Origin of the sequence: Lentilactobacillus parafarraginis DSM 18390 = JCM 14109 (genome assembly GCF_001435895.1) — a bacterium.
GTDB classification, from domain to species: domain Bacteria; phylum Bacillota; class Bacilli; order Lactobacillales; family Lactobacillaceae; genus Lentilactobacillus; species Lentilactobacillus parafarraginis.
Genome location: NZ_AZFZ01000006.1, coordinates 1 through 12,567 on the forward strand (window position 1 = coordinate 1; position 12,567 = coordinate 12,567).

Below are 12,567 nucleotides of genomic sequence, written 5' to 3' on the forward strand. Positions count from 1 at the left end.
ATATTTCATAACTAGCACAACGCGTTAGTTTAATAAGTTACTTCTTCTCATCAACGTTTAATATTAAGTTAATAAATTTAATATTTGAAATGATAAATCGTATTTCTAAAATTGTCAACATAACTTTTTAAGTTTTATTCCTTCAGGCACTCATCCTCGCCAAATACTTATCGGTAATCTTCTCCAAGTTACTAATCGCCTCGGCAACATCTGGTTCCGTTACCTTAAACGGCAGCAAGTGGATGGCTTTTTCTGGTGTCACTGTCTCCGCAGCAATCGCGTGAACCAGCTGATCGTCAGGATTTTTAAAGCCAAGTTCCTTCAATGAGCGCGGTAATTTCAACGTGCCGTACAATTTAAGCAGTGTCTGCAAGGCATCATAGTGCTGTTCCAATGACAGCTGAACCAAATTACCATACGCAACCCGTTCACCGTGCAGCAAGGGCTTCGTTTCATCAAACGTTGTCAGCGCGTCATGAACCGAGTGCGCCCCCGTTGATCGGCTGTACTCATCTCCCCAACCACCAACGGTTCCAGCAGTCACAATAATCGTTTCGACAACGTTCATCCATTCGGAAGTAATCTTTCCGGCTTTCATGTCGTTAAGCGCGGCAACTGATTGGTTGAGGAGGACTTCGCGACAATTCTCAGACATTTGCTTCGAAATCGTAAGGGCAACATTTAGCGGTTTCTTACTCAACAGGTCTTTGAAAATCAATTCCGACTCATAAAACTTGGCCAACGTGTCACCAATCCCAGCTACAAAGTAGTCAATCGGTGAATTCATGATCACTTTAGGATTAATCATCAAAAGCGCATTGGCATTATCATAAACTTCATGATCGATGTGTTCGCCATTTTCTTTGTACCGGACGCTCAAACACGACCACGGCGCACAGTTACTTGCCAAGGTTGGAATCGCCGCAAATGGCCGGTGCTCATAATGCGCCGCACTTTTGGCCGTATCGATACACTTCCCACCGCCAAGGCCAATCACCAATTGAATGTCGTGATCGCGGATGATCCCACGAATCCGGGCAATTTCATCTGGTGAACACTCGCCGTTGAATAACACATCGTCAACGTCGACCTCTGGTGCCCATTGAGGTAAGTATGGTTTTGCCGCGTTTAAAGATTTTGTGCCGTGAAGGAATAACACGCGGGTGTAATCGTTGCTCTTTATGTATTGCGGCAAATAGTCGTACGCCTTGTCACCTGACAAATATTCTTGCGGTCCAATTCTTGAAATCATCATATAAATCCCTCCAAAATAAGTAAAATCCACGGCACTGACGCGCTTTAATCAAGCGCTATGTCAGGATCCCTGCAAGTGACATCGGAACGTCACGTGCAAGGATCAAATAAAATAATATTATAATTAACTTAATGAAAGGAATTCTAATTCTAAATCCCATCAATGTCAACCGCTTTTATGAACGTCATTAAACTGTAAAGAACGCTCGCCAATTTGCCGAAAATAGTCATTGACATTCGATCCAGGTCTCTATATGATGAGTCTAAATTAATTTTCAGTTAGAAACCCCAAGGAAGAGTAACCACAAAATCATGTGAAGAGAGTTCGGTTGATGGAAAAGAACGGTGATTGACTGGTGAAGATGAGCCCGTTGATGGGGATGTCATGTTCACGCATGGCGAACGGTAGGAACCGTTATTTTCCCTGATATCGAAAGGTATTGAAGAGGTGTCTTGGACACGAATTTAGGGTGGTAACACGAGAAATCGTCCCTTAGTCAATTCATTTGGCTGAGGGGCGATTTTTGGTCCTGAATACAATCCATTACCAAGATTCTGACTGAATAACATTGGAGGGACATCATCATGAAAAAACAATCACTGGCCGTCGTGACACTCGCTCTGGGATTACTCGTCCTAAGCGGCTGCGGCAAAAAGCAAACCAGCAATCAGGATAAGGTCTTTAAAACCACGGCGCAGGCCAACGTGATCACCGTTGATCCCAACCGGGCAACGGATGTCGGCAGTTATTTAGCCATCAATCAGGTGTTAGAGGGCCTTTATAAACAAAATAATCAGGGGAAAATTGTGCCGTCTGTGGCAACTAAAATTGTCAAGCCGACCAACCATGGTAAAACCTACACGTTCACCCTCCGAAAAACCGCAAAGTGGAATGATGGCAAACGGGTGACAGCCTACGACTTCGTTAATTCAGCGCGGCGTCAGGTTGAACCCAAAACGAAGTCTCAGCGGGCCGGTCATTTAAGTGATTTGGTGAACTACACCAAAGTGAACACCGGGAAATTAACCCCCAAAAGGTTAGGAATTAAGGCCCTTGGCAACGACAAACTGCAAATTAATCTGAGCCACGCCATCCCCTACTATAACTACGTCATTGCCACGCAAATCTATCCAATCGAAACGTCCGCGCTCGCCAAATGGGGGAATCAATACGGGCAGGATTCATCGCATGCCGTTTCCGACGGCGCCTACCAAATTCGTAACTGGAATTCCTCGAAGGATACTTGGAATCTCGTGACCAACCCGAAGTACTACGATGCAAAGCGGGTTGCCATTAAAAGGATTCACTTCCAAGTGGTTGGTTCGCCCCAGACGAGCTTTAAACTGTTTCAATCAGGATCGGTTGACGAAACTCAAATTTCCGGGAGTTGGGTCAACGATGCCCGAAAGCAGTTTAAAAACGAGCTCAAGATTCGCCAATACGGCCAGCTCGCATTTATCCCGTGGAACAACTACGACAAGACCACCCGTAATTTGAACCTTCGCCGAGCAATTAGTTACGCCATCAACCGCAAGCAATTGGCCAAACACGTCTTAAACGATGGCTCAACCCCGGCACAATCAGTCGTTCCTGAAGGTGAGGTCAAGGATGCAAGCGGCAAGGACTTTAACGCCGGTGTCACCCATAAATTGACGTATAATTTAGCCGCGGCCAAAAAGTATTTTGCCCGGGCTCAGCAGCAGCTTGGCCGAAAGAAGATTAGTTTTCAGTTAATTTCTGCTGACACCGACGCCTATAAAGCCGTGGCGGAATACATTCAGGCACAGTCCAAAAAGATTTCGCCAGATCTGAATGTGTCCGTTCGGTCGCTGCCCCTTCAGCAAGAAATTTCAAACTTTTCCAATCACAACTTCCAGGCCGGAACGCTTGGGTGGTCCACCGACTTCCCCGATCCAATCGACTACCTGAATTTGGCTTCCAAAGCGGGCGTGATCAACTTCACCAAGTGGACCAATCCGAAGTATCAGGCCCTCATCGATCAAATTAACGACACGAAAAACCAGACCCCGGCGCAACGGATTAAGCTTCAGCAGCGCGCCGCCAGCCTTTTGAACCAACTACAGGGAATCACGCCACTCTATCAGTATTCATCGGTTCATTTGTTAAGCAATAAAGTCAAAGGTATCGATTATCCACTCATTGGCTACCAGAAGTATGAATATGGCAGCTGGAAGTAACGGAGGTAAATAATGGTAAAAATTGGTATCGCAAGTAACCATCTCATCCATCCAAACCCACGATTTGACACGAACTATATTGACTACATCCAAATTGACTACGTGAACGGTATTAAGCGGGCCGCCGGCTTACCCTTCGTTCTTCCGCTTGGCGCCCCAGCCGACGCCGGCGACTACATTGACAGCGTTGACGGTCTTCTGCTTTCGGGCGGCCAGGGTGTTACCCCCGCCCTTTACGGCGAGGAGCCCCTCAGAGAAGTGGCCGAAACGGACGTTTATCGGGATCAATTTGAAATTGCCCTGGTCAAAGCCGCCGTGGCAGCGGGAAAGCCAATCCTTGGTATCTGCCGGGGAATCCAAATCCTAAACGTTGCCCTTGGCGGCACCCTCTACCAAGACGTCTACAAACAGGCCGGCGCCTCGTTAAAACATAATCAATACCCGACTTCTTGGGAAATTCCCACCCACCACATCACAACGACTGCCGGCTCGTGGCTGAACCAGATTTTGGGTAACCGTTTTTTAGTCAACTCCTTTCATCATCAAGGCATTCATCAACTTGGAGATCATTTAAAGCAGATCGCTGCCAGTGATGATCAGGTCGTCGAAGGGATTGAGTCTGAGGACGGTAACGTGATCGGCGTGGATTTTCACCCGGAAATGATGGCGGAAAAGCATCCCGAGTTTCAACGGATTTTCAATTATTTCGTTGACCGGGCAAAATCACCAAAATAAATCGATCAAAAAAGCAAGGTGCATCCGAGTCGCATTAAAACGACATCGATGCACCTTTTTTCTGCATTGGTGGGCAAGTCCTCATTACCCGTTTGATAATCTAGCCACCGTTTTTCTCGCATAATCTGCGGCATCGGCACATTCCTCAGGGGTTGGGTGAGACTGGTTGATGACCCCAAGCGCGCCGCGGCCCATGTAACCCCGGTCAACGATTTGGATCCGGTCATCCCGCAAAGCCCGGTGAGTTTGGTTATAAATCGACATTTTCCAGTTTGATGTACTGAAGACGGCAATTTGTTTAACCTGTTCGTAGGTCAGTTGATGCAAAAATTCACGCAGATGCCCGTCCAACTGCGAACCGACGTACGGGGCACCCCCAACAAACAATAGATCCACCGGTTCTGCCAGTGGCTGATCGGTTGTCTGCGCGGTCACGCCCACAGCTTGAGCAACCGCATCGGCAAGTTTCTTGGTGCTTCCAGAACGCGAATAGTAACGAACGGCAATTTTCATTTGAAATCAGTTCCTTCTTCATTGATTACTCCTGATTATACGCGTCATTGGCCTCAAGAAATAAAATAAATGGCTATCCTTGCTTTTTAAAGTTTACAATTGTAGACTGTAATTGTTGAATGATTTAACCGAAAAGCAAGGTCGGCCTTAATGACCGGCAAAGGAGGGGTCAAATATGGCAAATAAGAACGATAAAATGGCGGCGATGAACCACCAACCGGAACCGGATTCGATGACCGATTCTGACATGAAGATGCCCGAAGACGAGCACCAGACCATGAAGGGCATGAAAATGACATCCGAGCATCCAGACTCAATGGCGGGGATGGATCATGGCCACATGAAAATGGATCACGATCACGCGTCAATGGATCATCATATGGCCATGAATAATCAATCCATGGATGACATGGATATGAGCGGCGATATGATGATGCATGGCGGTCATATGATGCACATGGGGAATTTAAAGCAAAAATTCTGGGCGTCAGTGGTTCTCGCAATTCCGGTATTGCTACTAGCCCCCATCATGGGCCTTAACATGTCGATTTTGAATTTTAACGCTCCGCTGATAACGGGGATCATCATCATTTTATTTGATACTGCCCTCTACTTTTACGGCGGCGCCCCCTTTTTAAAGGGTGCCAAATACGAATTGCAGGATAAATCACCAGAAATGATGACGCTGGTCACGCTGGGGATTTCGGTTTCGTATTTTTACAGTCTGTATGCATTCATCGCAAATAACTTCTTGAGCCCAGCCAATCACGTGATGGACTTCTCATTCGAATTGGCAACCCTGATTTTAATTATGTTGCTGGGCCACTGGATCGAAATGAACGCCTTGATGGGAGCCGGCGACGCGCTACAAAAAATGGCCGCCCTGCTTCCTAAGACCGCTCATCTGGTAAGGGCTGATGGTGAAGTCCAAGACGTTCAAGTCGCCGATTTAAAGGTCGGCCAGTTGTTTCAGGTTCGGGCAGGTGAAAGCATCCCTGCCGACGGAACAGTCACTGATGGGCAATCCACCATTAACGAAGCGCTGGTCACCGGTGAATCCGCCGCTGTTTCCAAACAGGTTGGCGATAAGGTCATCGGTGGTGCCACCAATAATAACGGCACGCTAACCGTCAAAATTACCGGAACCGGTGATTCGGGCTACCTGTCACAAGTCATGAAGATGGTCAAAAATGCGCAGCAATCCAAATCAAAAGCCGAGGATAAGGCCGATAAGGTTGCGAAATATCTCTTTTATGCGGCCTTCTTCGTTGGCATCATCGCCTTCTTTGCATGGCTGCCGCAGGGCTTAGAAACGGCCATGACCAGAATGGTCACCGTCTTCGTCATTGCCTGCCCCCACGCTTTGGGACTTGCAATTCCCCTAGTGGTTTCCCGCTCAACGTCAATTGGCGCCCAAAACGGGCTGCTTGTTCGTAATCGCCAGGCAATTGAGGAAAGTCAACGGGTTAGTCACGTCCTGTTAGACAAAACCGGAACGTTGACGGAAGGCAAATTCACGGTGAATGCCCTGGTACCAACCGCCAAAACCGATCAAAAAACATTGTTAGCCCACTTGGCAGCATTGGAAAGCAATTCAACTCACCCGCTGGCCCAGGCAATTATTGCCAAAGCCCAAAGTGAACACGTCAAAGTTGCTTCGGCAGCCAACTCACAAACCATTCCTGGTGTTGGGATTTCCGGTGATATTGATGGCACCCACTATACAATTGTGAACGGTAAGTACCTGCAGCAGCAAGGTATCACCTATGACCAAGCGAGTGCAGACCAATGGGCCGAAAAGGGAAATTCCGTTAGTTTTCTGCTCGCTGATGATCAGGTTCAAGGAATGGTTGCGGAAGGTGACACCATTAAGGCCGGGGCGAAATCCTTAATTAGCAGCCTTAAGTCTCGTGGTATCACCCCAGTCATGTTGACCGGAGATAACCAGAAGGCCGCTGAACACGTCGCTCATTTGTTGGGATTAGATGAATTTCACGCCGGCCTGCTGCCAAATGATAAGCAAAAGATCGTCGCAAAATATCAGGCTGCCGGCCACCACGTAATCATGGTTGGTGACGGTGTCAACGACGCGCCAAGCTTGGCTCAGGCCAACATTGGAATTGCGGTTGGCGCAGGAACCGACGTGGCAATTGACTCGGCGGATGTCATCTTAGTTAAGTCCGATCCAAGTGATATCAACCACTTCCTTGATTTAGCAAAGCTGACTAATCGAAAAATGGTTCAAAACCTTTGGTGGGGAGCCGGCTACAACATCGTTGCGATTCCCCTTGCCGCCGGAATCCTGGCGTTTGCCGGCTTGATCCTCGATCCAGCCGTTGGGGCCGCCGTCATGGGCCTTTCCACGGTGATCGTTGCGCTAAACGCGATGGGCCTGACTGGCAAGAAGATCACAGCCGCGACTGCTTAATCTTTCTTGTTCAAAACTAACTATAACAGTAAAAACAATCTAAAATCTGGCGTTGCTGGTATTGATGACATCAATACTGCGGCGCCAGATTTTAGATTGTTTGTTAGTAATTATGAAGCGCCATCCCCGATGAACTTGTTAATATCAACTGAATTTTAACCATCTCAAGACTCAACTGCCGATACAATCTCGGCAACTACGTGGTTGATGCGTTTGATAACGTCTGAAACCAACAGATATTTATCGGGGTGCGCCGTTTGTTCAATCAGATCTTTGATCTTATCGGCTTCAGCCTTTGGATAGTAGTCCTTCAAAAGACCCGAATTGATTAAGAGAATTGCCAACATCACCGTTTGATCGGCCGGTTCCTTATCACCCAAAAGGTCATTGTAAACCTCAGTAACCAATCGATAAGCCATCGTTTGGGTCACATAGTAGCGCCGATCGTCTTCTTCGATGCGGCCAGATTTAATCAGTGAGTCGCAAACGGCTTTGGCAAAGGTTAACACCCGGCGCTTTCGAAGTGAAAGAACGGCGCTTTTAACGTAATTAACCATCGTTTCGGGATCGCGACCCTTGAGATCACGTAAAATTGGTTGAAGATAATCGATATCGGTCGTTTCAACTGGCGCAACCACCATCCGATTAGCACCCGTTGTTCGAACTGTCCGACTGCGCATTAATTCAACGAGCTCCGAAATTAACAGGCATGCGGCAATTCGCCGATCCTTGAATGCGTTCAACTTGGGCTTTTGGTTTAAAACCAAAATTGTGAATGCTTGGGTATAACTGATTTCTTTCATAATAAACATCCTTTCCCCTAAAACAATCGTGCCTAACCTCTCTCAAGTTAAAGGTAGCTTATTTTGGAAGCCCATTCAAGAAAACGGATTCATTATTCCATCTGATTAAACCAACCCTCTAAATTCCAATTTATTTTGCCTGCTTAACCAGCACCTTGTCCCCAAGGATCAAATCAATCAACTGATCCTTTTGAAGACCATTCACATAGTAATTGAGATCAACATTTTTCAGTGTTCCCTCAAGATCTTCGCGGCGAATTTTAACGCCAACCAGGGTATCAATTAATTCTTGGTGATTGCCCTTGCCAAAGAAGTCACCATTGATAGAAAGCGCCTTAATTTTCCCATTGTCAACGGTTACATAAACCTCGACGGTCCCAACGTTCGCTAAATGAACGTCATGTTCAAACTGATATTCCGGAGCAGCCCCGTAATTCCAATCCCAATTCTTATATTTCCGGGCAGCCAGTTCGTCAATCTGCCGCCAATCATCGTCAGTTAACGTGTAATACTTGATGTCCTTATCGGAAGTGACCCCCACAATCTTTCGGGTCATGATTTGCATGAATTCTTCAGGCGTAAGGTCCTGATATTCAGGAGCCAGATGACTGCGAATATCAGTAACCCGAGCTTTAACCGACTTAATTCCCTTCGAGATCAACTTCTTTTCATTCGGCGTCAACGACTGCACCATACTGTCATAGTCAATATCAAGCATCAGTGAAAAGCCACCGTAAATCCGGTGATTAACAATTGCCATCGCTCCGCCGGAGATCTTCTTGCCATCCACGGTCAGGTCATTACGGCCGCTGTCCACAATATTTTTCACCCCTAACGATTTTAGAGCGTCGATTGCTGGTCGATACATTTTGGAAAAGTTTCCGTATAAATCCGGAGTTGCCTCATCGGCTAAGAAACAGAAGTTGATTCCGTGGCGGTCACAATAAACTGATCCCCCACCGGTGTCGCGGCGGACAACCTGAATATGCCGCTGATCAACGACCTGCTGATTAATCTCCTGACGGGCGTTTTGAAACTGGCCAATTTCGATCTTCGGATCACAATTATACGGAAACAGAATTGGCTCATCCAAAAATAAATGGTTCATACACCAAACCTGACTGGCTAATGCAAGAGCGCCATCGTAAATTCGCTTACCATCACGCTTTAATTCGACAACGTACATTCGAAATCCCCCTATAAATTACCAATAATGTCATTCATATCCTGAGTCAATCTGAAGCTTTGATTTTGAACCGCTTCAGGAATTTTATAGTCCTTTTGATTGACCATCACATATCGAGCATTGGGGTTCTGGCTAGTCATCCGCCAAAACGGCTGGCGAATAATCCACGGTGTCGTATTACCGACCCCAATTTCGAGAAACAAGACCTTCTTACCAGCCCACTTATCAATAAACTGATGGTAAAGGGTTGATTCGCGGTGCCACTCAGCGTCTTCAACCATGCCGGCATCGGTCCGCTTATTAACCTCAAGCGGGGCCCCACAATTTGGGCATCTCGGAATGAGATCTTCTGGAACCCGCATATTCCGCTGATCCCGCACCATTTGGCGAATTAAATCATCGTTGCGGTAAGTCACGGGCGTACAAAATTTCGAACATTGCAGCCGCGAATACTGCCCCTGATAATTAAATACCCGATCCCGGTCAAAATGGGCCTTTTCCAACGTATTATCGCCATTGGTATTGATAATTGTGTAGTTGACTTTCTGGCCATCGAGGAATTGCTGAAAATGATGGTACAGTTTGCCTTCCGGCTGTTCAATGCCATTCAATAGAACAAACCGGCTTTCAAACGCCCAGTATTCCGACCAATCCTCAAAATCGGCCAGAAAGCCTTGCAGCATGTCATAGAAGTGATACTTTTCGATAAAGTCAGCAAATGGCTTTTCAAACCGTGGTCCGGTATACATGAATCCATCGGCAGCCGGCATCCCCGCGCCAATTCCAATGACCGTTGCGTCAGCTTCAGTTATCAATGATCGGAGTTGATCAGCTTCGGTCCCGGATTGTTGGGCCGTCCGCCAAATTTCAGTTGTCTGTTTCATGATCTCTTTCGCTCCAAACTTTGTTGATACAATTCGTAATCGGTTTCATTATTAACGGCGAAAATCACGTCAGGCGCCTGCGGTTGATCCCTCAGAAAATCAGTAACCGTTTTGATGGCAATTTGCGCCGCCAGATCATGAGGAAAACGAAACTCCCCAGTTGAAATACAACAAAAGGCAATCTCAGATAACCCCTTCTTCGTCGCCAGTGTCATACACGAACGGTATGACTTTGCCAGCAAATCCCGACGCAGCGGGGTTACTTGGTGAATAATAACGGGGCCAACCGTGTGAATAACGTTGGCTGCAGGGAGGTTAAATCCCGGGGTAATCTTAGCATTTCCAACTGCCTCCACGGTCTCATCGCCCATAGCTTGTTGATCAGCCAATCTGAGCTGAATACCAGCTTTCGTGTGAATTTGGTTATCCAAACAATGGTGATTGGGAATAAAGCACCCTAACATTCTTGAATTCGCCGGGTTCACGATCGCGGCCACTGCCAGCTGGGTTAAATCACCGCGCCACAAGTAAATTTTGGGACGAATAGCCGTTAAATCCGCCTTTTGAATAATTGGTTTCTCATGGATAAGGTGATCCAGATACTCGTCCTGAATCTTGATAAATTGACGACTCGCCGGCACGGGTTCTCGGAGATTGAATAATCGATGCAACAATCGTCTCTGACCGGCCTCATCGTCAGGAATCGGCTCGGGTTTAACATGCAGCTCATTGACCCGTTCCGTTTGTAAATAGTCGATTAGATATTGGCGTCGTTGCTGCTGACTGGTCATATCTCCTCCCCCTTTCTCACATGGTCGTTCTTACATTCAAAAAATTACGCATTCTTCAAAGCGTCAAACGCCGACTCGTCAACATCGGTTAATTTCACCAGCCAATTTTCGTTGTCGTTGGCTGAATTTAACAGTTTTGGATCGTCTTCAAGTTTGGTGTTCTTTGCAACGACCTTTCCTGATAAGGGTGCCGGAACGTCGAGCACCGTCTTGGAGGCTTCAAGCTTGGCGATCGGATCGCCCTTGGCAACATCATCGTCGTTCTTGAACTCCACGTAGCCAACCGTTCCAATATCATCCTGTAATTCAGGGGTTAATGAAATGGTGTAAGTGCCGTTTTCTTCGTCAACAAATAGATAATCTCCACGTTTTTTCATAAATGATTTTCCTTTCGCTTTTAACAAGTTATTGATACTTATTGAAATAATCAACCGATCCCTGACGGGGCTCTTCGCGAATTTCATCCCGGGTTTGCTTGGATAACGATCCGCCAAAGTCCATAAATTCAACGATATCTTTAAACGCATTCGCCGGAATTGCGAGATCGTGCCACTTCTCATCAGTGAGCGACAGGTCAATCTGATCTTCCTTACCAGCCGCCAGTTTAGGTACAAAGTCCGGTTCGGTAATAAACATCGATGAACCACCGACCATGTCCGCATGCTGCAAAGCTTCCAGCGCCTTGTCGGCGGAATTAATCCCGCCGGTGGCGATCACTGGCACTTTGCCTTTCATATGGTTAGTGACAACATCATTAACCAGCTCACCACGGTGGTTGCCAGAACGGACTTTCTCCCGAAAAATATCGTGACCCCAACTAGCGATGGCAAAGTACTGGACATCGGCAACGTCTAACAGTCTGTCGAAATACTGATTAAATTCATCAACTGTGTAGCCAATTTCCGATCCCCTGGTTTCTTCCGGGGTACCCCGAAAGCCAATGATGAATTGATCAGCATGTTCCTCATCGACAACCCGTTGAACGGCCTGCATGACTTCAACACCAAACCGGGCGCGATTTTCAACTGACTGAGCGCCATATTCATCCGTGCGCTGATTTGAAAACTTTGAGAAGAACTGTTGGGGAAGCAGACGCTGAGCATTAGAAATTTCGACCCCGTCAAAACCAGCTTTAATTGCCCTGCGCGTTGCGTCGGCGTATTGTTGAATCACGTGGTGAATCTTGCGTTGGCTCATCGCCAGTACTTCATGTTTGACTGGGGAATTAAGGTGCATCTCACTGGGCCCATAAACAACCCCGAAGTCTTTCAAGCTAATCCGGGCAAATCGACCAGCATGGGTCAATTGAAGAATGGCTTTCGCACCACTTGCCTTCATCGCCTTGGCTAACCGCGACAACCCCTTGATATATGTGTCATTTCGGACACTCGGGCCGTACTCAAAAAGTTGCGCATATTCTTCAATATACGCAGCGGTCGTGATCTGAAGCGGGGCAGACTTTGCCCGGCGTTTTGCATACGCGACATCCGCATCTGTAACGTAACCTTCACTGGTTGACGCGTTGAGCGTGATTGGATTAAGCGAAAATCGATTTGGTAACTGAATGCCATTTGGAAATGTGATTGGTAAGAATAATGGTTGATACTTACTCGTGACTTGTTGTGTCATATTCGCTGAAAATACCTCCATCCCATTGCACACTATTATTTTATGCGTAATTCAAGTATACCACGGGACAGCCGCTTTTGTGAAAGCGGTTCATTGATTGCTGTATTAATGTTTATAATGGGTTGACGATCGGTCAAAAGAGCTG

Annotated in this window: 11 protein-coding genes; 3 read left to right on the forward strand and 8 right to left on the reverse strand. The window is 46.9% G+C overall.

Annotated features, from left to right (window positions below; all coding sequences use genetic code 11):
• Positions 1 to 142: 142 nt before the first annotated feature.
• A complete protein-coding gene (locus FD47_RS02465; protein WP_008211329.1) occupies positions 143 to 1,255 on the reverse strand; it encodes an iron-containing alcohol dehydrogenase family protein in 1,113 nt (370 codons plus the stop codon).
• 584 nt (positions 1,256 to 1,839) lie between these two features.
• Here FD47_RS02465 and FD47_RS02470 point away from each other — a divergent pair.
• Both FD47_RS02470 and FD47_RS02475 read left to right on the forward strand, forming a co-directional pair.
• Positions 1,840 to 3,453, forward strand: a complete 1,614-nt coding sequence (locus FD47_RS02470) for a peptide ABC transporter substrate-binding protein (RefSeq protein WP_054732826.1) — start codon at positions 1,840 to 1,842, stop codon at positions 3,451 to 3,453.
• 12 nt (positions 3,454 to 3,465) lie between these two features.
• On the forward strand, positions 3,466 to 4,188 hold the full coding sequence (locus tag FD47_RS02475) for a gamma-glutamyl-gamma-aminobutyrate hydrolase family protein (RefSeq protein ID WP_054732823.1): 723 nt from the start codon (positions 3,466 to 3,468) through the stop codon (positions 4,186 to 4,188).
• Between the two features lie 84 nt (positions 4,189 to 4,272).
• Here the strand turns inward: FD47_RS02475 and FD47_RS02480 are convergent, their stop codons facing one another.
• The gene (locus FD47_RS02480) at positions 4,273 to 4,701 is read right to left on the reverse strand and encodes a flavodoxin family protein (protein WP_054732820.1); all 429 of its coding nucleotides are present in this window, start codon (positions 4,699 to 4,701) and stop codon (positions 4,273 to 4,275) included.
• 175 nt (positions 4,702 to 4,876) lie between these two features.
• Here FD47_RS02480 and FD47_RS02485 point away from each other — a divergent pair, with 175 nt between their 5' ends.
• Entirely contained in the window at positions 4,877 to 7,129 is a 2,253-nt protein-coding gene (locus tag FD47_RS02485; RefSeq protein ID WP_056980004.1) for a heavy metal translocating P-type ATPase, read from the forward strand.
• A 164-nt stretch (positions 7,130 to 7,293) separates the two neighbouring features.
• Here the strand turns inward: FD47_RS02485 and FD47_RS02490 are convergent, their stop codons facing one another.
• From FD47_RS02490 to FD47_RS02515, 6 genes are all read right to left on the reverse strand, one after another.
• Complete coding sequence (locus FD47_RS02490; protein ID WP_054732818.1) at positions 7,294 to 7,932, reverse strand: GPP34 family phosphoprotein; 639 nt, start codon at positions 7,930 to 7,932, stop codon at positions 7,294 to 7,296.
• Positions 7,933 to 8,062: 130 nt separating this feature from the next.
• On the reverse strand, positions 8,063 to 9,118 hold the full coding sequence (locus tag FD47_RS02495; protein WP_054732815.1) for a lipoate--protein ligase: 1,056 nt from the start codon (positions 9,116 to 9,118) through the stop codon (positions 8,063 to 8,065).
• Positions 9,119 to 9,129: 11 nt separating this feature from the next.
• Positions 9,130 to 10,002 carry an SIR2 family NAD-dependent protein deacylase gene (locus tag FD47_RS02500; RefSeq protein WP_056980005.1) on the reverse strand — a complete coding sequence of 291 codons (873 nt, stop codon included), beginning with the start codon at positions 10,000 to 10,002 and terminating at the stop codon, positions 9,130 to 9,132.
• Positions 9,999 to 10,793 (reverse strand): protein-ADP-ribose hydrolase, encoded by a 795-nt coding sequence (locus tag FD47_RS02505; RefSeq protein WP_054732812.1) that lies wholly within the window; start codon positions 10,791 to 10,793, stop codon positions 9,999 to 10,001. The genes FD47_RS02500 and FD47_RS02505 overlap by 4 nt, the downstream gene beginning before the upstream one ends.
• 44 nt (positions 10,794 to 10,837) lie before the next feature.
• Positions 10,838 to 11,170 carry a glycine cleavage system H family protein gene (locus FD47_RS02510; RefSeq protein WP_008211311.1) on the reverse strand — a complete coding sequence of 111 codons (333 nt, stop codon included), beginning with the start codon at positions 11,168 to 11,170 and terminating at the stop codon, positions 10,838 to 10,840.
• 28 nt (positions 11,171 to 11,198) lie between these two features.
• Positions 11,199 to 12,422: an NADH-dependent flavin oxidoreductase gene (locus FD47_RS02515; protein ID WP_056980006.1), complete on the reverse strand. Its 1,224-nt coding sequence runs from the start codon at positions 12,420 to 12,422 to the stop codon at positions 11,199 to 11,201.
• Positions 12,423 to 12,567: the final 145 nt, after the last annotated feature.

Coding starts and splice junctions, on each gene's coding strand:
- FD47_RS02465 (WP_008211329.1), bottom strand. CDS start 1,255: ATGATGATTTCAAGAATTGGACCGCAAGAATATTTGTCAGGTGACAAG.
- FD47_RS02470 (WP_054732826.1), top strand. CDS start 1,840: ATGAAAAAACAATCACTGGCCGTCGTGACACTCGCTCTGGGATTACTC.
- FD47_RS02475 (WP_054732823.1), top strand. CDS start 3,466: ATGGTAAAAATTGGTATCGCAAGTAACCATCTCATCCATCCAAACCCA.
- FD47_RS02480 (WP_054732820.1), bottom strand. CDS start 4,701: ATGAAAATTGCCGTTCGTTACTATTCGCGTTCTGGAAGCACCAAGAAA.
- FD47_RS02485 (WP_056980004.1), top strand. CDS start 4,877: ATGGCAAATAAGAACGATAAAATGGCGGCGATGAACCACCAACCGGAA.
- FD47_RS02490 (WP_054732818.1), bottom strand. CDS start 7,932: ATGAAAGAAATCAGTTATACCCAAGCATTCACAATTTTGGTTTTAAAC.
- FD47_RS02495 (WP_054732815.1), bottom strand. CDS start 9,118: ATGTACGTTGTCGAATTAAAGCGTGATGGTAAGCGAATTTACGATGGC.
- FD47_RS02500 (WP_056980005.1), bottom strand. CDS start 10,002: ATGAAACAGACAACTGAAATTTGGCGGACGGCCCAACAATCCGGGACC.
- FD47_RS02505 (WP_054732812.1), bottom strand. CDS start 10,793: ATGACCAGTCAGCAGCAACGACGCCAATATCTAATCGACTATTTACAA.
- FD47_RS02510 (WP_008211311.1), bottom strand. CDS start 11,170: ATGAAAAAACGTGGAGATTATCTATTTGTTGACGAAGAAAACGGCACT.
- FD47_RS02515 (WP_056980006.1), bottom strand. CDS start 12,422: ATGACACAACAAGTCACGAGTAAGTATCAACCATTATTCTTACCAATC.